Source organism: Pseudomonas sp. P4_C4 (assembly GCF_056402055.1).
Map to the genome: position 1 here is coordinate 14,080 of NZ_JBFUID010000026.1, position 22,666 is coordinate 36,745.

The window sequence follows — 22,666 nt, forward strand, 5'->3', positions numbered from 1 at the left end:
ACATGGATTGTCGTACACCCTGTAGGAGCTGCCGCAGGCTGCGATCTTTTCTCTCAAGAACAACTCAATTCTTCGCCTGCAATGCCTCAAGCTTCGCCATCACCCCCGCCGCCGTCTGTTCCCCCATCAACTGCTCACGCACCTTGCCCTTGTTATCGATAATGTACGTCACCGGCAACACCTCGCTGCGCGGCAGCTCGAACAGCTCGGTAGGGTCCAGCGCCAGCACGGTGAACCTGATTCCCAGCTTCTCGCTCGCGCCCTTCAGCTCTTGCCCCTGGACGTTGTCGAAGTTGACCCCGAACACACCAATTTTCTTGTCCTTGAGCTGCTCGGCCAAGGCATTCAACTCCGGGATCTCGGTACGGCAAGGCCCGCACCATTCTGCCCAGTAGTTAAGTACCAGCCATTTGCCGTCCAGTCGGTCGGCGGCGATCTTGTGGCCGTCCTGGTCGATGCCATAGTCATTCCCGCAGCCCCCCAGCATCAACGCCCCGATGATCGCCAATGCCGCTGCCAGTCGCCTTGTCATGTCGTGTTCCTTGTCAAAAATTGAATGCGCCTGCGACCCATCGCCTCTCACGGTTCTGGATTGCGCGCTGCACAGTTAGAATAGCCGCCACCTTACGCAAGATGCGACCCGCTCATGACCGATCTGACGCTTTATCACAACCCGCGCTGCTCGAAATCCCGCGGTGCGCTCGAACTGCTTGAAGCCCGTGGCCTGACGCCTACCGTGGTCCGTTACCTGGACACTCCGCTGGACGCCGCGCAAATCCAGAGCCTGCTGGGCAAACTCGGGATCAGCGCCCGGCATTTGCTGCGCACCGGCGAGGACGAGTACAAAACCCTCGACCTGGCCGACAACAGCCTGAGCGAAGCGCAATTGATCGCCGCTATCGCCGCCCACCCGAAACTGATGGAGCGACCGATTCTCGAAGTCGGCGACAAAGCCATCATCGGCCGCCCACCGGAGCAGATCCTGGAACTGTTGCCATGAGTGCACCGTACATTCTGGTTCTGTACTACAGCCGCAGCGGTTCGACCAACGAAATGGCCCGGCAGATCGCCCGTGGTGTCGAACAGGCCGGGCTTGAAGCGCGCCTGCGCACGGTGCCGGCGATTTCCAGCGAGTGCGAAGCCGTTTCGCCGGAGATTCCCGACGAAGGTGCGCTGTACGCCAGCCTCGACGACCTGAAGAACTGCGCCGGCCTGGCACTCGGCAGCCCGACCCGCTTCGGTAACATGGCGGCGCCGCTCAAGTACTTTCTCGACGGCACCAGCAACCTGTGGCTGACCGGTGCGCTGGTGGGCAAACCGGCGGGTGTATTCACCTCCACGGCGAGCCTGCACGGTGGCCAGGAAACCACCCTGCTGTCGATGATGCTGCCGTTGCTGCACCACGGCATGCTGATCACCGGCCTGCCGTACAGCGAGTCGGCACTGCTGGAAACCCAGGGCGGCGGCACGCCTTACGGCGCCAGCCACCACGCCGGTGCCGACGGCAAAAGCGGTCTGGATACCCATGAAGTGGCGCTGTGCCGCGCGCTGGGCATGCGCCTGGCGAAGACTGCACAGAAACTGGAGAGCTGAGGTGGCAAAAAAGCCGAAGATTCTTCCCGCCCTCGAATGGCTCGAGCCACGCGTCAAGGCGATGCGTGTCATCAGTCTGCTGTGCTTTTTCGGCCTGGTGGGACTGCTGTGTGTTTACTACCTGGCGATTGCCGATCTGCACGGGGCACGCCCCTGGGTGATCCTGTTGATCGAACTGGTGCCACTGCTGATTCTGGCACCGGGGATGATCGTCGGCAGCCCTCGCGGGCATTCGTGGATGTGCTTTGTGGTGAACCTGTATTTCATCAAGGGCGCGTTGGCTGCCTATGACCCGAACCGGCAAATCTTCGGTTTGCTGGAGATGGGTGCGAGCCTGGCGGTGTTCTGTTCAGCGTTGTTGTATGTGCGCTGGCGGTATCAGTTGAATCGCAAGTTGGCTGGCGAGGACGAAGTTTCCGTCGCCTGACAGAAAAGATCGCAGCCTTCGGCAGCTCCTACAGGCTTACACATTCCCCTGTAGGAGCTGCCGAAGGCTGCGATCTTTTGGGGCCACCCAAACCCTCAATGATTGACGGTATAAGCCAGCATCATCGAAATCTGGCTCATCGGCCGCCCGCCACTTTCTTCATGCCACTGGTTGAACACGTCCTGCACCAACGCCAGGTCGCGCAGGCTGCTCGGCACCTTGTCGATGATGTCCTGCGCATTCAGCGCCGCCACCACGTCATAGCTCGGTACAAAGGTGTCCTTGCCGATCATCCGCAAGAAGCGCGGGGCAGACAGACCGCCCAACTGATGTCCGCGTTTTTTCAGAAAGGTCCAGAGCCCGACGATATCGGTCACCGGCCAATCGGCGATCAGCGCGCCGAAGCTGCCCTTTTCATGGGCCACGTCCAGTATGAACTGCGCATTGCGCGGCACACTCTTGAGCTTGCCCAGGTGACGGATGATCCGCGTGTCCTGCATCAGCCGCTCCAGGTGTTCGGCGCTCATCAGCACGACTTTCTCCGGGTCGAACTTGAAGAACACTTCTTCGAAGGCCGGCCACTTGGCATCCACCAGGCTGTGCTTTAGCCCGGCGCGGAATACCCGTAGCGCCATCATCGAGAGGTAGCGATCGTCGCTGATCTTGCGCAGTTGCGCGGGAGTCTTGGGAACGGGCAGGTGGGCTTCCAGTTCAGCCGCTGAACCGAAACGGTTCAAGCAGTACTCGTTCAGCCACTTGTAGTCGCGCATGCCCTCTCCTGGAGGTTGAAACAATAAACAAATGTAGGAGTGAGCCTGCTCGCGATCGCGGTTAGTCATTCAACATTGATGTCGACTGACACTGCGCGATCGCGAGCAGGCTCACTCCTACAGTTTTTGACTAGAGATTGACCACATTGACGAATCGCGAAGCCGCGCTTTCGTCGATCTTGAGGCTGGTGAAGTCGAACAGGTTGCGGTCCGCCAGTTGTGACGGGATCACGTTCTGCAGGCTGCGGAAAATGCTCTCGGTACGGCCCGGGGTCTTGCGCTCCCAGTCCAGCAGCATTTCCTTGACCACCTGACGCTGCAGGTTTTCCTGGGAGCCACAGAGGTTGCACGGGATGATCGGGAATTGCTTGAAGTCCGAGTAGGCCTGGATGTCTTTTTCGTTGCAGTAGGCCAGCGGGCGGATCACCACGTTACGGCCATCGTCGGCGCGCAACTTCGGTGGCATGGCCTTGAGCGAACCGTTGAAGAACATGTTCAGGAAGAACGTTTCGACGATGTCGTCGCGGTGGTGACCGAGGGCCATCTTGGTCGCGCCGATTTCGTCGGCGAAGGTGTAGAGCGTTCCGCGACGCAGACGCGAGCACAGCGAGCAGGTGGTCTTGCCTTCCGGGATGAGCTGCTTGACCACCGAGTAAGTGTCTTTCTCGACGATGTGGTACTCGATACCCAGTTCTTTGAGGTAGGCCGGCAGCACGTGCTCCGGGAAGCCCGGCTGCTTCTGGTCCATGTTCACGGCCACGATCTCGAACTTGATCGGCGCGACCTTCTGCAAGTGCATCAGCACGTCGAGCATGGTGTAGCTGTCCTTGCCACCGGACAGGCAGACCATGACCTTGTCGCCGTCTTCAATCATGTTGAAATCGGCAACCGCCTCACCGGCCTGTCGGCGAAGGCGCTTTTGCAGTTTGTTCTGGTTGACCGTGAGAGTGCCCATGACGCGAAATCCGTGAGGTGTGACGAAAGGCCGGCATTTTACGCAAAAAATCGACCTGTAGGAGCTGCCGAAGGCTGCGATCTTTTGATTTTGATCTTCGGTGGCGCTGAAATGGCCAAAGATCAAAAGATCGCCCGAGGGCGGACCGAGCCTTCGGCAGCTCCTACAGACGCAACCGCGATTAGGCCTGGGGTTTACAGCGCGATTTGCTCTAAAGCCCCTACTTCCTCTAGGGAAACTCATCCCTATACTGCGACATAAGGTCACATACAAATTCAGACCTATGACTTGCTTGGCCGCATTGGCCCGTAGGCGCTCCACTGGGGGGCGACGGTAAAACAAGAGGAGTGACTGGCATGATCCATCACGTAGTGGGGCTCTTCACCCACCCTGACCAAGAATGGAAAGAAATCCGTGGCGATCAGGAGGAAAGCATCAGCCACATGTACCTGACCCATACGCTGATCCTGGCGGCGATCCCCGCCGTGTCTGCCTTTATTGGCACCACACAGGTCGGCTGGGTCATCGGCAATCGACCTCCCGTAATGCTGACCGTAGAAAGCGCGATATGGATGACGATCATGTCGTACCTGGCGATGCTCGGCGGTGTCGCGGTAATGGGCGCATTCATTCACTGGATGGCCCGCACCTATGACGCCAACCCAAGCCTGGCCCGCTGCATTGCGTTTGCAACCTACACCGCTACACCGCTGTTCATCGGCGGCCTCGCCGCCTTGTACCCGCACTTGTGGCTGGGGATGATCGTCGGCACCGCCGCCATCTGCTACACGGTGTACTTGCTGTACGTGGGCTTGCCGACATTCATGAACATTCCATCTGACGAGGGCTTCCTGTTTTCAAGTTCGGTGCTCGCCGTAGGCCTGGTGGTGCTGGTCGCCATCATGGCGTTCACCGTGATTGTCTGGGGACTCGGCGTGGGGCCGGTCTATACCAGTTAGCCGCTCATCACTGATAATCAGAAACGACCGACACAGGCCGCCGCAAGGCGGCCTTTTCATTCTTCAGCAACGAGCAGACACACAACCATTCGGCACCTTGGCGATTCGCAAGGCCCGAGGGTTGCGGCATACTCGACGTCTCTGGAGATCCATCAAGCATGCCCGAGCAACTCAATACCCGCGTCGAAGACTGTTTCCAACAAGCCGAATCCTTTTTCAAACGACCCTTCAAGCGACCCGTGGTGAGCCTCAAGCTGCGCGGGCAAAAAGCCGGTGTCGCGCATCTGCACGAAAACCTGCTGCGCTTCAATCCGCAGTTGTACCAGGAAAACACCGAAGACTTCCTCAAGCAGACCGTGGCCCATGAGGTCGCGCACCTGATCGCCCATCAGTTGTTCGGCGACCGCATTCAGCCCCATGGCGAAGAGTGGCAATTGATCATGCGCGGCGTGTACGAACTGCCGCCCAACCGCTGCCACACCTATGACGTCAAACGCCGCCGCGTGACCCGCTACATCTACAAATGCCCGTGCGCCGACAGCGACTTCCCGTTTTCCGCCCAGCGCCACAGCCTGGTTCGGCAAGGTCGGCGGTATTTGTGCCGGCGGTGTCGCAATACCCTGGTGTTCAGTGGGGAGATGCGGGTCGAGTAGTTGGATTTTCAGTGTTTGTGACGCCGCTATCGCGAGCAGGCTCGCTCCCACAGGGGATCTTTGGCGTGACACAAACCCAATGTGGGAGCGAGCCTGCTCGCGATGGCGGCCTGACAGGCACTAGAGAATCACCTTGGATCGCCGCAACTGTTCGATCCGCTCAATGCTAAACCCCAACTCCCCCAACACCTGATCCGTATGCTGCCCCAACGCCGCGCCAATATGCCGGGGCTCAGGCAAACCTTGCGAAAACTTCAGCGGACAAGCCATCTGTGACTGGGTCGAGCCATCGCCACGGGGCACATCGGTCACCAACTCCCGCGCCTGCAACTGCGGATGACTCAGCGCCTCCCCCAGGCTCAACACCGGCTCGACACAAGCATCCAGCTCCGCGAAAAGCGCGCACAACTCGGCAAAGTCATACTTTTCGAATTCGACCTTCAGCGCGGCTTTAAGCTGTTGCTGGTGCGCCGCAGACAGGCCGAGGCCGGCCAGTTCCTCAAGCCCCAACACCGCGCACAACTGTTTCATGAATGCCGGTTCCAGGCTGCCCACCGACAGCCAGCGCCCATCCCGGGATCGGTAGTAATCGTAAAAGCTGCCGCCATTGAGCACCTGGTCTTCCGGCCCCGGCTCGACGCCACAGGCCAGATACCCGGCACCTGCCAGCGCATTCAGGCTGAACGAGCAGTCGGTCATGCTGACATCCAGGTGCTGGCCCTGACCGGTTTGCTGTCGGGCAATGACCGCCGCCAGCAAGCCAATCACCCCGTGCAGCGAACCACCGGCAACATCCGCCACCTGCATGCCCAACGGCAGCGGCCCACTGTCGGCACGACCTGTGTAACTCGCCAGCCCGGACAGGGCCAGGTAGTTGATGTCATGGCCGGCGCGGTCCTTGTAGGGGCCGGTCTGGCCGTAGCCGGTGATCGACACATAAATCAATTTGGGATTGATCGCCTTCAGGGCTTCGTAGCCCAGGCCCAGACGCTCCATGACACCCGGGCGAAACTGCTCGAGCACAATGTCGTAGCCCTGTAGCAACGACCTGATCACCTCAAGGGCCTCAGGCTGTTTGAGGTCCAGGGCGAGGCTGCGTTTGTTGCGGTTGAGGTAGGCATGACTGGCTGACACGCCTTGATCATGGGGTGGCAACACTCGCAGCAGATCCATGCGCGTCGGTGATTCGATGCGCAGCACCTCGGCGCCCATGTCCGCCAGCAGCAACGAGGCGAACGGCCCCGGCAGCAGTGTCGAGAAATCCAGAACCTTGAGTGATGCCAGTGGACCGAGCATGAGCGTTCTCCCTTAACGATGCCCACAGCCTAGGCAGCCGATTGCTTTGCAGCAATCACCTTATACGCCACGCGCAGTGACCGTTACGCTCAATCGCCGGGCATGAAAAAACCCGCCGAAGCGGGTTTTTCATTACAACAAGGCTTACTTGGCGTTCGTCGGGGTTGCCCCTTCGACGTGGCCCAGAACATCGTCTTTAGGCTCGTCGGCAATGCCGCGACCGCCCGAAGCCAGCTCGGCTTGCAGCACGTCGGTGTCCAGTTCCTTGACCCACTTGGCCACGACGATAGTGGCAACGGCGTTACCGACCAGGTTGGTCAGGGCACGGGCTTCGGACATGAAGCGGTCGATGCCGAGGATCAGCGCCAGGCCGGCAACCGGCAGGTGGCCCACGGCGGACAGGGTCGCAGCCAGTACGATGAAACCCGAACCGGTCACACCGGCGGCGCCTTTGGAGGACAGCAACAACACCACCAGCAGGGTGATCTGGTGCGTGATGTCCATGTGGGTGTCAGTTGCCTGGGCAATGAACACGGCCGCCATGGTCAGGTAGATCGCGGTACCGTCGAGGTTGAACGAGTAGCCGGTCGGGATCACCAGGCCTACCACGGATTTCTTCGCGCCCAGACGCTCCATCTTGACCAGCATGCGTGGCAGCACCGATTCCGAAGAAGAAGTACCGAGCACGATCAGCAGTTCTTCACGGATGTAGCGGATCATCTTCAGCACGCTGAAGCCATGCATGCGAGCGATGGAGCCCAGCACGATCAGAATGAACAGCAGGCAAGTGATGTAGAAGCACGCCATCAGTTGACCCAGTTGCACCAGCGAGCCGACACCGTAGGCACCGATGGTGAACGCCATGGCACCGAAGGCACCGATCGGCGCGAGCTTCATGATCATGTTGATGATGTTGAACATCACATGGGCGAAGCGATCGATGAAGTCCAGCAGCGGCTTGCCGTAGGCACCCAGGCGATGCAGGGCGAAACCGAAGATCACCGAGAACATCAGCACTTGCAGGATGTCGCCCGTGGCGAATGCGCCAACGATGGTGGCCGGGATCACGTTGAGGAGGAAGCCGATGACACTTTGATCAGCACCAGCCGCTACGTAGGTAGCGACTTTGGAGGCATCCAGGGTGCTTACGTCGATGTGCATGCCAGCACCTGGCTGCACGACGTTGACCACGACCAGACCCACCAGCAAAGCGATGGTCGAAACGATTTCAAAGTAAAGGAGTGCGTAACCGCCAGTCTTGCCGACCGCTTTCATGTCCTGCATGCCGGCGATACCGCTGACGACGGTGCAGAAGATGATCGGGGCGATGATCATTTTGATCAGTTTGATGAACCCGTCACCCAGCGGCTTTACCGCCACACCGAGCTGCGGATAGAAGTGACCGAGCAAAATACCGATGACAATTGCAACGATCACCTGGAAATACAGGGATTTGTACAGTGGCTGACGAGTCGTCATTGCAAAGTTCCTCAAGGGTGCCCGGTGACAACATCCATCTGTTGCCCGCAACACCGCAATTGCGAACCCTCCTGCACTGGAGGGATTTGTTTTTTCGAGCTGCGCAACGGCAGGCATCTGCACGTTGTATCGCAAGGCCCGTGCCACCTTCCGTAAAATCCCTGCAAGCCTGTTGATCTCTGGGGTTGCAGCGAATCCCTGTCACCGAACGGTTACAAACATGTGGCGGATTTCCGCCCTTCAATTAAAAGTCGTCCTGCTATTTGGCGGATATCCGCCCTGTTCATGCCCACGGTGCGCAGCTAACATCCGTCGATCAACGGTCAGATCTGCTGCCATGCGCGAACGCACCATCGCCAGTCATTTCGCCCGCGCTGCCCTTGGTGGTGCGCGTCGGCACGGCTACGACTATTGCGGCGTGCTACAACAACTGGGGATCAGCCCCGAGTTACTGGACGAGCCCCGGGCACGCATCGCGCCTGAGCAATTCACCCAACTGATCCAGGCGTTATGGCTGGCGCTGGACGACGAGTACCTGGGGTTCGGGCAAGCCCCAAGCAGGCCGGGCAGCTTCGCGATGATGTGCCATGCCGTGATTCACTGTCGCAACCTGGATAAGGCACTCAATCGCGGCTTATTGTTTTATAGCCTATTCCCCGGGGCTCCGCGTTTGACCCTGAGCCGAGAAGATGAATGGGTGCGCCTGAGCCTGGACGATTCGCAACTCTGGGACCCGGACCATTTCCTCAGCGAAAGCCTGCTGGTGATCTGGCACCGTTTCGGCAGCTGGCTGATCGGCCAGCGTATTCGCCTGGAACAGGCCTCGTTCAGCTACCCCCGGCCCGAACACGGCGCCGAGTACGACCTGTTGTTTTCCTGTCCGCTTGAGTTTTCAAGGCCCCAGAGCAGCCTGTTGTTTCACAGCCGCTACCTGGCCATGCCGCTGTTGCAGGACGAACGCACCCTCAAGCATTTCCTCGAGCGCTCCCCCGCCGACCTGCTCTCGCGTCCGGATGACGGCGACAGTTTGAGCAGCCGCCTGCGGCGCTTGCTCAGTCGCGACAGTTCACGCTGGCCCGACCTGGAAGCCGTGGCCGCCCACCTGCACATCAGTCCGCAGACCTTGCGCCGGCATTTGCGGGAAGAGGGTTCGAGCTTTCAGGAATTGAAGGACCAGTTGCGCCGGGACATCGCGATTTATCACCTGAGCCGCGCTGACCTGTCGTTGCAACAGATCGCCGAGCAGCTGGGGTTTTCCGAACCGTCGGCGTTTCACCGGGCGTTCAAGAAGTGGACGGGGCTGACACCGGGGGCTTATCGGGCGCAGGAACACTGAGGTTCAAGGCTGAATTTTTTGGTGTCTTCACTGGCCTCTTCGCGGGCAAGCCCGCGAAGAGGCTCGAAAGAACACTATCAAACCTCAGGTCAAACCACCGGAAAAAGAATCCGGAACGCCGCACCGCCCATCGGTGAATCACCCAAGGTCAGCTTGGCGCTGTAGCTCTCGATGATGTCCTTGACCACCGCCAGGCCGATGCCCTGCCCCGGGTGCTGGCGATCCAGACGCTCTCCGCGCTCGAGAATCCGTGCGCGCTGATTTTGTGGTACGCCGGGGCCGTCGTCCTCGACACACAACTCGGTGCCGCTGAGAGTTTCACGCACACTGATGCGTATTTCGCCCAGGCACAGGCGATAGGCGTTTTCCAGCAAATTGCCCATCATCTCCAATAGAGCGCCTTGCTCGATCGGTACGTAACACGGGTCGGGCAAATCGAACGCGACGTGCACGCGCTTGTCGCGATAGACCTTGTCCAGTGTGTCGCACAGGCTTTTCAGTACCGGGTGCAAGCGCACCTGATGACGTACCAGACCGCTTTTGCGCAGGCTGGCGCGCTGCAATTGGTAGCTGATCTGCTGGCTCATGCGTTCGATCTGGGTTTGCAACACCCAGGCCTGATCGCGATCCTCAGGACGCTGGGCCAGGTCTTCACTGACGCCTTGCAACACCGCCAGCGGCGTTTTCAGGCTATGTGCCAGGTCATCGAGGGAATCACGGTAGCGACTGCGCTGCTCACGTTCACTGTGCAGCAAACGGTTGAGAGAACCGGTCAGGCGCAACAATTCACGGGGATGTTCCTCACTGAGGCTTTCGCGGGTGCCACCTTCGATCTGGTCCAGTTCCTGGCTCAAGCGCCGCAATGCCTGCAAGCCCCAGGTCAGTCCGATCCACAGCAACGCCAGCAGCACCAGCAGTGCCGCGCCAAAACCCAGATAAAGATTTTCCCGCAAGCCTTCGAGGGTCAGTTCGTACTCGCGAACCGGCTGCAGCGCCACGATGCTGAAGGCTGCACTTTTACCGCCGAGCAACTTGACCTCGACGTCGTAGACGAAGAACTCCTGGCCATTGGCTTCGCGGATCCGCGCAAACTCGTTGCCACGCCCGTCGTAGCGCGGCTTGTAATTGATGCGTTCTTCCTGGGTCGCCTTCGAACGCCAGACCAGATGCCCTTCACGGTCATAGATGTAGCCAAGCAGTCGGCTGTCGGTGAGGTTGAAGCGTTCGTCAGGCAATTGCGCCGGCATCTGCAGACTGTTGTTCTCCACCCGTGCGGCAGAGATCAGCGTGGTCACGTCCGAAGCCAGACGCTGCTCGATGGAGTCCTGCAACGCCAGGCTGAAGGCACCTTGCATCGCCGGCAGCAGCGCCAGCATGAACAACACCGCCAACAGCGTGGCAGCGAGCATCAAGCGAATGCGCAGCGAACGGATCAAGTGCAACGCTCATTGAACAGGTAGCCCAGGCCGCGCACGGTGTCGATCGGTTTGAACCCGCCCGGCCCCTCCAGTTTGCGGCGCAGACGGCCGACCAGCACCTCGATCACATTCGGATCGCGCTCGTCGTCATCCGGGTAGAGCTGTTCCATCAAGCGGTCCTTGGGCACCACTTGCTGGTGATGGCGCATCAGGTATTCGAGGATGCGGTACTCATACGCGGTCAGTGCCAGCGGCTGTTCGTCGAGGGACGCCTGCTTACGGTTCAGGTCCAGCAGCAACGGGCCAGCAACGATGGTCGACTGGGTAAATCCGCTGGAGCGGCGCAACAAGGCATTCAGGCGGGCCTCCAGTTCTTCGAACTGAAACGGCTTGACCACGTAATCGTCGGCGCCGGCGGCCAGGCCTTCGACCTTGTCCTGCCAGTTGCCGCGCGCGGTGAGGATCAGTATCGGGAAGGTTTTGCCGCTTGAGCGCAACTGGCGGATCAGGTCGAGCCCGCTCATGCCCGGCAGTCCGAGGTCGATCACCGCCAGGTCAAAGTTGAACTGCGCGGTCTGGTACAGCGCCTCCTCGGCGTTAGCCACCGACTCGACCACGTGGCCGCTTTCCGTCAGGCGGGTTTTCAGGTGATGACGCAGCAGCGCTTCATCTTCGACGACCAGCAGTTTCATAACGCTCTCCCGGGCAAATCAACATCTCCAAAAGCACAACGTCTCACCTCAATAGCTAACATGGCAACGGTCACTGTAGGAGCGAGCTYGCTCCGGGCGGCGATCCGACGAAGACGGCGGCACAGTCAACATTGATGTTGCCTGACACACCGCTTTCGTCGGATCGCCGCCCGGAGCGAGCTCGCTCCTACAGGTTTCGCGTTGGCGCATGCCCTTGTTAGAAAGCGTAGTTGGCGGACAGGTAAGTCTGGGCGCTGCTGGTCAGGTCCAGCGAACCCTGCTTGTTGCCACCGCGCTCGCTCATCTCAGTGCTGGCGTTGCTACGCAGGTAACGGTAACCCAGTTCAACCGAGGTGTTCTGCGAAACCTGTTGCAACACACCCGCCTGACCACCGATGGCGTAGCCAATATTGCTGTCGCGGCTGAAGCCCGGCGATTCCTGAGTCATTTTGGTCAGGCCGGCCGTGGCACCACCGAACAGCCTGGTGCTGCCGCCCACCGGGTAAAACAGATCGTAGCTGCCCAGGAGGTTTTCCTGACGCAGTTTAATGCCGTTGTGCGAGCCCGATACATTGTCGTATGTGGCGTAGTAGCGGCCCTTGGTATTTTGCTGGCCCAGACGAACACCCCAGGTAGTGTCCTTGCCGATCACGCCATCGGCGTTCGGGTGATTGAGGTTGTCGTTCAGGGCGTGGGACTTTTTGACCTTGTCGCTGGTCTGTCCAAGAGTAAGGCTGGCGAAGTTGTCGTCGGACGCGAAGGCTGCGGAGCTTGCGCCCAGAACCGTGATTGCCAGAAGCAGTTTTTTGAATGCAGTCATTGGGGAGTTACCTCATGTGCCGTTTGTTTTTTGGGTACGGGGCAAGGTTACGCAGCGGGTCCTGAACTCCCCCTGAACGCACTCTGAACCTGGGCTGAACCGCCCTTTCCCGAATGTTTCGACACGTTTCAACAGGAGTTTCGACCATGCGCATGTTCTTCGCCGTCCTCCTACTGGCCTTGTGCGGGCTCAGCCAGGCCGCCATCCAGACCCGGGAAATCCCCTACCAAAGTGCCGACGGCACGAAAATGATCGGCTATTACGCCTATGACGATGCGATCAAGGGCCCGCGCGCCGGGGTCGTGGTGGTGCATGAGTTCTGGGGCCTGAACGAGTACGCCAAGCGCCGCGCCCGGGATCTCGCCAGCCTGGGCTACAGCGCCCTGGCCATTGACATGTACGGTGATGGCAAAAATACCGAGCACCCCAAAGACGCCATGGCGTTCATGCAAGCCGTGGCAAAAGACAGTGCCGTGTCGAGCGCGAGGTTTCAGGCCGGGCTCGACCTGCTGAAAAAACAACCGCAAACCGATCCGCATAAAATCGCCGCCATCGGCTACTGCTTCGGTGGTGGCGTGGTGCTCAACGCCGCAAGACAGGGCGTGCCATTGGCAGGCGTGGTGAGTTTCCATGGCGCCTTGGCGACCAACACGCCGGCAACGCCAGGCAGCGTCAAGGCGAAGATCCTTGTGGAACACGGGTCGCTGGACAGCATCGTCACCCCGGAAAACATCACGGCTTTCAAGAACGAGATGGACAAGGCCGGCGCCGACTACAAATTCGTCAGCCTCGACGGCGCCAGGCACGGCTTCACCAACCCGGATGCCGACCGGCTAAGCCATGGCGATCATGGCGGGCCGGACATCGGCTACAACAAGGCCGCGGATGAAAAATCCTGGGCGGACATGCAGGCGTTTTTCAAGAAGATCTTCAGCTGAGCCGGTAGACCGCTTCGCGAGCAGGCTCGCTCCCACAGGAATTGTGCAGCGACACAAATCCACTGTGTGCGAGCCTGCTCGCGAAGGCAGCAAACCCGATCTGAAGCTTTGCACTACCCAGTCCCAAGGCAACCCGGCAAAATGCCCCCCATGAATTCAGCCCCCGCCCTGCCCGTCTGCTGCACGCCCCTCGATGACCATTGGCCGCTGCCGTTTGTGCTGCCCGATACGGTCCTGTTGAGCACTCACTTCGATAGCGCCCGACTGGCCAGCGATGACTTTCAGCGCAGCGCTGTCGAAGCGCCGGCGAGCATCCAGCGCTCGGTCGCCAAACGACAGGCAGAGTTTCTCGCCGGGCGGGTGTGTGCCCGGGCTGCGTTACAGCGGCTCGAAGGTTTGAGCTTCATTCCGGCCATCGGTGAAGACCGGGCACCGGTCTGGCCTGCTCATATCACTGGCTCGATCACCCACAGCACTGGCCGGGCCGCGGCGATCGTGGCGAACAAAAGCCATTGGCGCGGCCTGGGCATGGATCTGGAAAACCTGCTCAATGCCGAACGGGCCGAACGCCTGGCCGGGGAAATCCTCAACCCGCCGGAGCTACAGCGCATGGCGGCCGGTGATCACGATCAACGGGCGTTGCTGGTCACCCTGACGTTCTCGGTCAAGGAAAGCCTGTTCAAGGCGCTCTATCCGATCGTTCAGCAACGTTTTTACTTCGAACACGCCGAAGTGCTGGAATGGCGTGAGTCGGGTGAGGTGCGGTTGCGATTGCTTACTGATTTGTCCAGCGAATGGCGCAACGGCACCGAGCTGGATGCGCAGTTCGGGGTCAAGGATGGGCAGTTGTTGAGCGTGGTCAGCATCAAGGCCTGAGGTTTATTGGCGCCCATTCGGGCCCCATCGCGAGCAAGCTCGCTCCCACAGGGATTTGTGGCGTGACATAGATCCAGTGTGGGAGCGAGCCTGCTCGCGATGGGGTCCTATCAGACAACACAAGGCTCAACGCTTCTCCTGATTGCGCGGCCAACTCAGACTGAAGCACGCCCCGCCCAGGCTCTTGCTCTTGCCAATCAATGCCCGCCCGCCATGCCAATGGATGATTCGCCGCACGATCGACAACCCCAATCCATGCCCGCCTGACGCCCGGGTGCGGCTGTCGTYGAGTCGCAGGAACGGCGTGAAGATCTTCTCCCACGCCGACTCCGGCACACCCGGCCCGTCATCCTCGATATCCACCCGGCATCGCTGCTGCCCCACCTGATAACTGATAGTCACCCGTGATTGCGCATGACGCATAGCGTTGCTCACCAGGTTCTGGATCGCCCGGTGCAGATAACGCGGTTCGGCCTCGACCCAGGCGTCGTCGTTATCGGCCGCCGACAGGCACAACCCCCGCTGCACCGTGACATCGGCACGCAATGGCGCCAGCTCTTCGATCACCTGATTGACCAAGGCATCCAGATCGATCCGCTGAAAGTTCAGCGCCGGCGAACCCTGTTCGAGCCGCGCGTAGGTCAGCATCTCGTCCACCAACCGGTCGAGATCCTCGATGTCGTGGTCCATGCCCTGGCAGTATTTTTCCAGGGCTTGCGGCGTGGTGGCCGAACCGATCATCTCCAGGCCAAAGCGCAGGCGGGCCACCGGAGTGCGCAATTCGTGGGACACCGCGCGCACCAGTTCGCGCTGGATCGCCAGCAACTGCTGCAAGTGCTCGGCCATACCGTTGAACGCCGACGCCAACCGCCCCACAGAATCCGCGCCGCGCGCAGGCACGCGGGTTTCCAGACTGCCCTTGGCGATGCGCGTGGCGGCGGCCTCGAGGCCACGCAAGCGGCGCTCCAGCTGACGCACCAGCAGATAAACGATCAAGCCGATCAGCGTCAGGCCCAGCGCGGCGATCAGCACCAGCCATTCCGGCGGATAAGGATTCATCTGATACAACGGGCCGATTTCCAGGACCCACGGCGTGCCGACCATGCCAGCAAATACCCGGATCGAATCGCCGCCCTTGCCCAACGCCATCACAGTGTCGCCCTCGGACACCCGGCGGCGCTGGTCTTCGTCCATGTCCGCCTCGTCAACCGTGACCAGGCGCAGGTCGAAGCCGAAGCCCTTGCTTTCCTTTAATTGCGCCAGGCGCAAGGGCTGGTCGGCTACCGGGGTGCGCACCAGTTCATCGGTCAACAGGTAGATGGTCGCCCGGGCCAGTTGCTCGCTGATCTGCTGCACTTCCCCGGTGAGCATCAACTGTTCCTTGTCGCTCACCAGCTTGTATACCTTCGCCGCGTGCGGCCCGGTCTGTTCCACCAATGCCTGGCCACGCAACACACGGGTGCGCTGGGCCAGGTCGAGGTCGGTCCCGGCAAAGGTTTTCAGCGCCAGCGGAATCCCCAGCAGCCGCTCCCACACCAGCAAGGCCCGGTGGCGCTCGGTCTGGTTCATCGGTTGCAGGTTGTCGGCCATCAGCGTGAATGTGCCGTGGGCCAGACGCTCGCGGTATTGCTCGCTGCGCACCTGATTGAGCAGGTGCAACGCCAGCACACCGAGCACCGCCACCAGAATCAGCGCGGCGCACATGCCGCCATAGATACGCAGGAAGATCGAGTTCACAGGGTCTGGTCTACGCAAGCCTCGGGAACGAACAGATAGCCTTTGCTGCGCACGGTCTTGATCAGCCGCGGATGCTCCGGGTCATCGCCGATCTTCGGGCGGATGCGCGAGATGCGCACATCGATGGAGCGGTCCTGACCGTCATAGCCGATGCCCCGCAGCGCAGTGAAGATCTCCTCCCGGGAGAGGATGCGCCCGGCATTGGCCACCAACAGCCAGAGCAAGTCGAATTCGGCGCTCGTCAGCTCGATGCCGTTGCCCTGCAACCAGGCTTCGCGCAAGGCGTTGTCGACGATCAGCGGGCCGAACTGTAGACGCCGCTGTTTTTCCGGGGCGGCTTCGGGTGCTTCACTGCGACGCAGCAAGGCCTGGATGCGCGCCAGCAACAGACGCGGGCGTACCGGCTTGCAGACGTAGTCGTCAGCGCCGAGGTCCAGGCCAAGAATCTGGTCAGTGTCATCGGTGCGGGCGGTGAGCATCAGGATCGGGCCGTCATAGCGGGCGCGGACCTTGCGGCAAATGCTCAGGCCATCTTCGCCGGGGAGCATCAGGTCGAGGATCACCAGGTCCGGTTGTTCCTTGATGATGCGGTTCGCAGCGAGTGCACCATCGCCTTCGATCGATACACGCAGGCCATTGGCTTCCAGGTAATCGCGGGTCAGTTCAGCCAGTCGCTGGTCGTCCTCCACAATCAATACCTGCCAGGCTTCTTGCTCCACGGGTGACCTCTGCTTGCCAAAAACACCAATAAGGAAGGATCCGCCCGTCTTTTTTGTAATGATTCGGGGGGACAAATATGTATACACGCTGGGCCGATTGTATAAACGCCGCCCGTCGAGAACACAAGCAGGTAAATGCGTTCGGACGAAGCGGTTTTTTGTGATAGGGTTCGCGCCCTTAAAAATCCGATCGAGCGTTTTCGATCGTAGAAAATCCCTGAAAAAAGGTCCGGTCCAGCAGTGTCGCGGCCTACACGCCGGTTCCCTCTTTCACACACAATTTACGCACAGGTTTATCCACAGGTAGTACGTTGCAATCCCCCCCTAAAACGCATTATCTTGTAGCCCGGCGCTAAAAAAACCCTAGATATAGGGTTTTGCGCGAAAAACCAAACACAAACCAGACACCAATTTCAAGCGCTTTTACTGCCTCTGTCCGGTTGAACCAAACGTATTTTCGAAAGACCAAACCGCGCATGCGGATGGCTACTGTATTTCGGCCCAGAGTGGTGAAAACGGTACGGGTGTTGCAGTCCCAACTGTCACCTGCAAAGGACCAAGGTTTCAGGCCCAAGGCGTGAGACCAAAGACTTCGGCATGGAAGCGGCGCTCGATAAAGCCCCCTTCCTACTGTCCCGAAGTCGTTATGCCCGGCGCTCGCCGGTTGTAGTGCTTCAGGACGGAACGGTGGGCACCGTGATGGTGCCCAAACAAACATAGAGAATGTGGAGACACTCCCCCATGCAAACCGACACAACTCGCGAGAACCCGCAGGGCACCTTGCCGCAGGCCGCTGATTCGAATTCGGATCTGTCCGCCACCGCGCCTGGCCAACTGCGCGTGATCAAGCGTAACGGCACTGTCGTTCCCTACACCGATGACAAAATCACCGTCGCCATCACCAAAGCGTTCCTCGCAGTTGAAGGCGGCACCGCTGCTGCCTCGTCGCGAATCCACGACACTGTTGCCCGCCTGACCGAACAGGTCACCGCGACCTTCAAGCGTCGCATGCCATCGGGCGGCACCATCCACATCGAAGAAATCCAGGACCAGGTCGAACTGGCCCTGATGCGTGCCGGCGAGCAGAAAGTCGCTCGCGACTACGTGATCTACCGTGACGGTCGTTCGAAAGAACGCGCTGCCCACGCACCGGCCGAGGAAGCGGTCAACGCTCACCCGTCGATCCGCATCACCCGTGCCGACGGCAGCCTGGCGCCACTGGACATGGGCCGCCTGAACACCATCGTCACCGAAGCGTGCGAAGGCCTGGAAGAAGTCGACGGCGACCTGATCCAGCGCGAAACCCTGAAGAACCTGTACGACGGCGTGGCCCTGAACGATGTCAACACCGCCCTGGTGATGACCGCCCGTACCCTGGTTGAACGCGAGCCGAACTACTCGTTCGTGACCGCGCGCCTGCTGATGGACACCCTGCGCGGCGAAGGCCTGGGTTTCCTCGGCGTCGCCGAAAGCGCCACCCACCACGAAATGGTCGACCTGTACGCCAAGGCGCTGCCGGCCTACATCGCCAAAGGTATCGAGTTCGAACTGCTGAACCCTGTGCTGGCCACCTTCGACCTGGAAAAACTGGGCAAGGCGATCAACCACGAGCGCGACCAGCAATTCACCTACCTGGGCCTGCAGACCCTGTACGACCGTTACTTCATCCACAAGGATGGCGTGCGTTTCGAACTGCCGCAGATCTTCTTCATGCGTGTGGCCATGGGCCTGGCAATCGAAGAGAAGCACAAAGAAGACCGCGCGATCGAGTTCTACAACCTGCTGTCGTCCTTCGACTACATGGCTTCGACTCCGACCCTGTTCAACGCCGGTACCCTGCGTCCACAGCTGTCGAGCTGCTACCTGACCACCGTGCCGGATGACCTGTCGGGCATCTACCACGCGATCCACGACAACGCCATGCTGTCGAAATTCGCTGGCGGCCTGGGCAACGACTGGACACCGGTGCGTGCGCTGGGTTCGTACATCAAGGGCACCAACGGCAAGTCCCAGGGCGTCGTGCCGTTCCTGAAAGTAGTGAACGACACCGCCGTAGCGGTTAACCAGGGCGGCAAGCGCAAAGGCGCTGTATGTGCCTACCTGGAAACCTGGCACATGGACATCGAAGAGTTCATCGAGCTGCGCAAGAACACCGGTGATGACCGTCGTCGTACCCACGACATGAACACCGCCAACTGGATCCCGGACCTGTTCATGAAGCGCGTCTTCGATGACGGCAAGTGGACCCTGTTCTCGCCGTCCGAAGTACCGGACCTGCACGACCTGACCGGCAAGGCCTTCGAAGAGCGCTACGAGTACTACGAAGCCCTGACCGAGTACCCGGGCAAGGTCAAGCTGTTCAAGACCATCCAGGCCAAAGACCTGTGGCGCAAGATGCTGTCCATGCTGTTCGAAACCGGCCACCCGTGGCTGACCTTCAAGGACCCGTGCAACCTGCGCAGCCCGCAGCAGCACGTCGGCGTGGTCCACAGCTCGAACCTGTGCACCGAGATCACCTTGAACACCAACAAGGACGAGATCGCCGTTTGCAACCTGGGCTCGATCAACCTGCCGAACCACGTCGTGGGCGGCAAGCTGGACACCGCCAAGCTGCAACGCACCGTGAACACCGCCGTGCGCATGCTCGATAACGTGATCGACATCAACTACTACTCGGTGCCGCAAGCGCAGAACTCCAACTTCAAGCACCGTCCGGTCGGCCTGGGCATCATGGGCTTCCAGGACGCGCTGTACCTGCAGCACATCCCTTACGGTTCCGATGCTGCCGTCGAGTTCGCCGACAAGTCGATGGAAGCGGTCAGCTACTACGCGATCCAGGCGTCCTGCGACCTGGCCGATGAGCGTGGCTCGTACGAGACCTTCAACGGTTCGCTGTGGTCCAAAGGCATCCTGCCGCTGGATTCGCAACAGATCCTGATCGAAGCCCGTGGCCAGAAGTACATCGATGTCGACCTGAACGAATCCCTGGACTGGGCACCGGTTCGCGCCCGTGTACAGAAAGGCATTCGTAACTCCAACATCATGGCCATCGCACCGACCGCGACCATCGCCAACATCACTGGCGTTTCGCAGTCGATCGAACCGACCTACCAGAACCTGTATGTGAAATCGAACCTGTCGGGCGAATTCACCGTGATCAACCCGTACCTGGTTCGCGACCTGAAGGCTCGCGGCCTGTGGGATTCGGTCATGATCAACGACCTGAAGTACTACGACGGTTCGGTGCAGCAGATCGAGCGCATCCCGCAAGAACTCAAAGAGCTCTACGCGACTGCCTTCGAAGTGGACACCAAGTGGATCGTCGACGCGGCAAGCCGTCGTCAGAAGTGGATCGACCAGGCTCAGTCGCTGAACCTGTACATCGCTGGCGCTTCGGGCAAGAAGCTGGACGTGACCTACCGCATGGCCTGGTACCGTGGTCTGAAAACCACCTACTACCTCCGTGCCCTGGCCGCGACCAGCACCGAGAAGTCGACCATCAACACCGGTAAGCTGAACGCTGTTTCCAGCGGCGGCAACCACGGTGACGACTCGGTCCTGGCAGCGCCTGCCGGTCCTGCTCCAGTGCCGAAGGCTTGCGCCATCGACGAGCCGGATTGCGAAGCTTGCCAATAAGCTGAGCTGGTAAGCGTCGCAAGGCGCTTACTCGAAACCCCCGATCAGCCTCTGGCGGGTCGGGGGTTTTCTTTTGCCTGTAAGAAATTAGTGGCTGGACTGGCCTCATCGCGAGCAAGCTCGCTCCCACAGGGGACCGAGTCTTTCCAGATAAACACCAWCAACTGTGGGAGCGAGCTTGCTCGCGATGAGGCCATCACCTCCGACACAAAACCTCAGGCCACAAAAAAGCCCCTCTTTCGAGGGGCTCCCTGCACAGCACTTTCCAGCATCAAGCCATCTGAATGATGGTCTGCATGATGGTGCTCTGGGTGGAGATGGTCTTGGCGTTCGCCTGGTAGTTGCTCTGCGCCTTGATCAGGTCGACCAGTTCGTTGGTCAGGTTGACGTTGGACTCTTCCAGGGAGTTGGAAACGATCGAACCCAGGGTGCCAGTCTCCGGCGCATCGTAGCCCGGGATGCCCGACGCGTAGGTTTCCTTCCAGCTGGTGCCGCCGACCGGCTGCAGGCCTTGTTCGTTGGTGAAGCTGGCCAGGGAGATCTGGCCGATCGGCTTGGTCTGGTTGTTGCTGAAGTTGGCCAGCAACACACCGCTGCCGTCGATGGTCAGGTTGGTGATCTGGCCAGTGGCGTAACCGTTCTGCGCCGGAATCGAACGCGCGGTGTCGGCGTTGAACTGGGTGGTGTTGGCCATGGCGATGGTCAATCCAGCCGGATCGGCTGCGGCGCCGTTGGCTGTCCAGACGCCATTGGTGACACTGCCCGGGGTCCAATTGGTGATTTTCAGGTCACTGCTGATCACCGAAGTCGGTGGCGTGGTTGGCGGCGTCACCGGCGTGCTGACCGAGGTCAGTTTGCCGGTGGAATCGAACGACATGGTCGAAGCAACCGGCGCGGTAACGGTAGGATCACTGCCATCCGGGTTGCGACCATCGATCAGCGTGTAGGTGTCCCATGTGTTCGCTGCAGTCTTGACCATGTATTGATCCATGGTGTGCTGGTTACCCTGAGTATCGAAGATCGGGGTACTGAACGACTTGGTAAAGGTCTCGGTCTTGGACGGGTCGAACTTGTTCGCCGCAACCGTCTGGTCGATCACCGCCGAGGTGGAGTTCAGGTTGATCGTCGACGACACGGTGCTGGTGGATTTCGGTGCCAGGTTGGAGGTGTCGATGCGCAGGTCGGTCAGCACGCCATTGACGATCTTGCCGTTGGCATCCACACCGTAACCTTGCAGGCGGGCCGTACCGTCGCTGTTGGTGACGTAGCCTTCCTTGTCGGTCTTGAATGTACCGGCACGGGTGTAGGTCAGCGAACCGTTGTTGCTCAGGACAAAGAAACCGTTGCCCTGGATACCCATGTCGAGCACGTTACCCGTGTTGCTTACGTCACCCTGGCCGAACTGCTGGGAAACGTTGGCCAGGCGCACGCCGTTGCCGACGGTCTTGCTGCCGGTGCCCAGGCGGGTCGCCGAGTACACGTCTTCGAATTCTGCACGGGACGATTTGAAACCGGTGGTCGCGACGTTGGCGATGTTGTTGCCGGTCACGTCCAGTTGTTTGTTGGCTGCATAGAGACCGCTAAGGCCGATATTGAAAGACATCATCCACTCCTTTGTGCCGTGTTAGTCGGCTCTACATACCAATGGTTTGTACTTTGGACAGGGCAACGCTGCCCAGCCCGGCCAGATTGAGCATCAACTCACCGCCGGTCTGGCTGATGGTCACGCTGTTGACGGTCGCCGGCAGGTTGGTGATCAACGCGACGGACTGGCCATCGATCGTGCTCGTGGCGCCGAAGGTGTAGGTGCCCGCAGGTACCGTCTCACCCGCATCGTTCTTGCCGTCCCAGATGAAGCTGGCGTTGCCGGCCTTCTGCGAACCGAGGTCGATGGTGCGCACGGTCTTACCATCGGCGTCGGTGATCTTCAGGGTGGCGGACACCACCGAAGACGGAACCACCACCGTGCCACTGAGGCTCTTGGTGGTATCGACCACAGCCTTGTCGCCCGGCGCGATGACCGAACGGCCCACCAGCGACGACGCCTGCAAGGCCTGGGACGAGTTGTAGTTGCTGGCCAGGCCGCTCACGGTGTTGTTGAGCGTGGTGATGCCTTCCAGGCTGCTGAACTGCGCCAACTGGGCCACGAACGCGCCATTGTCCTGGGGCTCCAGCGGGTTCTGGTTTTTCAGCTGGGTCACCAGCAACTGCAGGAACGCATCCTTGCCCAGGGCCTTGTTGCCCGTGGCGCTGCCGGTTGCCGACGCGAGGCCGTCAGTCGTGGCGTTGGTCTTGATCGAGGAATTGGCCAGGATATCGTTGAGGCTCAAACCGCTGGTGGAATCGGTAACACTCATCTGAG

General features: G+C 60.1%; 21 protein-coding genes. 9 read left to right on the top strand and 12 right to left on the bottom strand.

The window, feature by feature from the left end; all coding sequences use genetic code 11:
• Window positions 1–64 precede the first annotated feature (64 nt).
• The gene (locus tag AC1DXW_RS15205) at window positions 65–532 is read right to left on the bottom strand and encodes a TlpA disulfide reductase family protein (protein WP_477754811.1); all 468 of its coding nucleotides are present in this window, start codon (window positions 530–532) and stop codon (window positions 65–67) included.
• A 114-nt stretch (window positions 533–646) separates the two neighbouring features.
• On the opposite strand from AC1DXW_RS15205, the gene arsC reads away from it, so the two are divergent.
• Genes arsC through AC1DXW_RS15220 form a run of 3 tightly spaced genes read left to right on the top strand, consistent with a single transcriptional unit; the run spans window position 647 to window position 2,020 of the window.
• The gene (gene arsC / locus AC1DXW_RS15210) at window positions 647–1,000 is read left to right on the top strand and encodes an arsenate reductase (glutaredoxin) (RefSeq protein ID WP_477754810.1); all 354 of its coding nucleotides are present in this window, start codon (window positions 647–649) and stop codon (window positions 998–1,000) included.
• A complete protein-coding gene (wrbA, locus tag AC1DXW_RS15215; RefSeq protein ID WP_477754809.1) occupies window positions 997–1,593 on the top strand; it encodes an NAD(P)H:quinone oxidoreductase in 597 nt (198 codons plus the stop codon). The genes arsC and wrbA overlap by 4 nt, the downstream gene beginning before the upstream one ends.
• Window position 1,594: 1 nt before the next feature.
• Window positions 1,595–2,020, top strand: coding sequence for a DUF2069 domain-containing protein (locus tag AC1DXW_RS15220; RefSeq protein ID WP_477754808.1), 426 nt, complete (start codon window positions 1,595–1,597; stop codon window positions 2,018–2,020).
• Window positions 2,021–2,115: 95 nt separating this feature from the next.
• Here AC1DXW_RS15220 and AC1DXW_RS15225 read toward each other — a convergent pair whose 3' ends face one another.
• Together AC1DXW_RS15225 and ttcA are read right to left on the bottom strand one after the other, a co-directional pair.
• Window positions 2,116–2,790, bottom strand: coding sequence for a DNA-3-methyladenine glycosylase I (locus AC1DXW_RS15225; RefSeq protein ID WP_223456102.1), 675 nt, complete (start codon window positions 2,788–2,790; stop codon window positions 2,116–2,118).
• A 130-nt stretch (window positions 2,791–2,920) separates the two neighbouring features.
• Window positions 2,921–3,745, bottom strand: coding sequence for a tRNA 2-thiocytidine(32) synthetase TtcA (gene ttcA / locus AC1DXW_RS15230; RefSeq protein ID WP_477760161.1), 825 nt, complete (start codon window positions 3,743–3,745; stop codon window positions 2,921–2,923).
• Window positions 3,746–4,101: 356 nt separating this feature from the next.
• On the opposite strand from ttcA, the gene AC1DXW_RS15235 reads away from it, so the two are divergent.
• Entirely contained in the window at window positions 4,102–4,704 is a 603-nt protein-coding gene (locus AC1DXW_RS15235; protein ID WP_008051494.1) for a Yip1 family protein, read from the top strand.
• Between the two features lie 158 nt (window positions 4,705–4,862).
• Window positions 4,863–5,357, top strand: coding sequence for a SprT family zinc-dependent metalloprotease (locus AC1DXW_RS15240; RefSeq protein WP_477752826.1), 495 nt, complete (start codon window positions 4,863–4,865; stop codon window positions 5,355–5,357).
• A 120-nt stretch (window positions 5,358–5,477) separates the two neighbouring features.
• Here AC1DXW_RS15240 and AC1DXW_RS15245 read toward each other — a convergent pair whose 3' ends face one another.
• Entirely contained in the window at window positions 5,478–6,653 is a 1,176-nt protein-coding gene (locus AC1DXW_RS15245) for a CaiB/BaiF CoA transferase family protein (RefSeq protein WP_477752827.1), read from the bottom strand.
• 144 nt (window positions 6,654–6,797) lie between these two features.
• The gene (locus AC1DXW_RS15250; RefSeq protein WP_477752828.1) at window positions 6,798–8,132 is read right to left on the bottom strand and encodes a dicarboxylate/amino acid:cation symporter; all 1,335 of its coding nucleotides are present in this window, start codon (window positions 8,130–8,132) and stop codon (window positions 6,798–6,800) included.
• Window positions 8,133–8,469: 337 nt separating this feature from the next.
• Here AC1DXW_RS15250 and AC1DXW_RS15255 point away from each other — a divergent pair, with 337 nt between their 5' ends.
• A complete protein-coding gene (locus AC1DXW_RS15255; protein ID WP_477752829.1) occupies window positions 8,470–9,468 on the top strand; it encodes an AraC family transcriptional regulator in 999 nt (332 codons plus the stop codon).
• Window positions 9,469–9,557: 89 nt separating this feature from the next.
• Here the strand turns inward: AC1DXW_RS15255 and AC1DXW_RS15260 are convergent, their stop codons facing one another.
• The 3 genes from AC1DXW_RS15260 to AC1DXW_RS15270 all read right to left on the bottom strand — a co-directional run bounded on the left by AC1DXW_RS15260 (window position 9,558) and on the right by AC1DXW_RS15270 (window position 12,398).
• Window positions 9,558–10,904 (bottom strand): ATP-binding protein, encoded by a 1,347-nt coding sequence (locus tag AC1DXW_RS15260; RefSeq protein ID WP_477752830.1) that lies wholly within the window; start codon window positions 10,902–10,904, stop codon window positions 9,558–9,560.
• A complete protein-coding gene (locus tag AC1DXW_RS15265; protein ID WP_108215270.1) occupies window positions 10,901–11,578 on the bottom strand; it encodes a response regulator transcription factor in 678 nt (225 codons plus the stop codon). The genes AC1DXW_RS15260 and AC1DXW_RS15265 overlap by 4 nt, the downstream gene beginning before the upstream one ends.
• Window positions 11,579–11,795: 217 nt before the next feature.
• Window positions 11,796–12,398 carry a hypothetical protein gene (locus AC1DXW_RS15270; protein ID WP_477752831.1) on the bottom strand — a complete coding sequence of 201 codons (603 nt, stop codon included), beginning with the start codon at window positions 12,396–12,398 and terminating at the stop codon, window positions 11,796–11,798.
• Between the two features lie 146 nt (window positions 12,399–12,544).
• On the opposite strand from AC1DXW_RS15270, the gene AC1DXW_RS15275 reads away from it, so the two are divergent.
• Together AC1DXW_RS15275 and AC1DXW_RS15280 are read left to right on the top strand one after the other, a co-directional pair.
• Window positions 12,545–13,336 carry a dienelactone hydrolase family protein gene (locus tag AC1DXW_RS15275; RefSeq protein ID WP_477752832.1) on the top strand — a complete coding sequence of 264 codons (792 nt, stop codon included), beginning with the start codon at window positions 12,545–12,547 and terminating at the stop codon, window positions 13,334–13,336.
• Between the two features lie 150 nt (window positions 13,337–13,486).
• Window positions 13,487–14,212, top strand: a complete 726-nt coding sequence (locus AC1DXW_RS15280) for a 4'-phosphopantetheinyl transferase family protein (RefSeq protein ID WP_477752833.1) — start codon at window positions 13,487–13,489, stop codon at window positions 14,210–14,212.
• Window positions 14,213–14,338: 126 nt separating this feature from the next.
• Here the strand turns inward: AC1DXW_RS15280 and AC1DXW_RS15285 are convergent, their stop codons facing one another.
• Window positions 14,339–15,949, bottom strand: a complete 1,611-nt coding sequence (locus AC1DXW_RS15285) for an ATP-binding protein (protein ID WP_477760162.1) — start codon at window positions 15,947–15,949, stop codon at window positions 14,339–14,341.
• On the bottom strand, window positions 15,946–16,668 hold the full coding sequence (locus AC1DXW_RS15290; protein ID WP_477752835.1) for a response regulator: 723 nt from the start codon (window positions 16,666–16,668) through the stop codon (window positions 15,946–15,948). The genes AC1DXW_RS15285 and AC1DXW_RS15290 overlap by 4 nt, the downstream gene beginning before the upstream one ends.
• Before the next feature lie 741 nt (window positions 16,669–17,409).
• Here AC1DXW_RS15290 and AC1DXW_RS15295 point away from each other — a divergent pair.
• Window positions 17,410–20,304 (top strand): ribonucleoside-diphosphate reductase subunit alpha, encoded by a 2,895-nt coding sequence (locus AC1DXW_RS15295; RefSeq protein ID WP_477752836.1) that lies wholly within the window; start codon window positions 17,410–17,412, stop codon window positions 20,302–20,304.
• 271 nt (window positions 20,305–20,575) lie between these two features.
• Here the strand turns inward: AC1DXW_RS15295 and flgE are convergent, their stop codons facing one another.
• Both flgE and flgD read right to left on the bottom strand, forming a co-directional pair.
• Complete coding sequence (gene flgE, locus AC1DXW_RS15300; protein ID WP_477752837.1) at window positions 20,576–21,907, bottom strand: flagellar hook protein FlgE; 1,332 nt, start codon at window positions 21,905–21,907, stop codon at window positions 20,576–20,578.
• 31 nt (window positions 21,908–21,938) lie between these two features.
• Window positions 21,939–22,661 carry a flagellar hook assembly protein FlgD gene (flgD, locus tag AC1DXW_RS15305; protein WP_477752838.1) on the bottom strand — a complete coding sequence of 241 codons (723 nt, stop codon included), beginning with the start codon at window positions 22,659–22,661 and terminating at the stop codon, window positions 21,939–21,941.
• Window positions 22,662–22,666 lie beyond the last annotated feature (5 nt).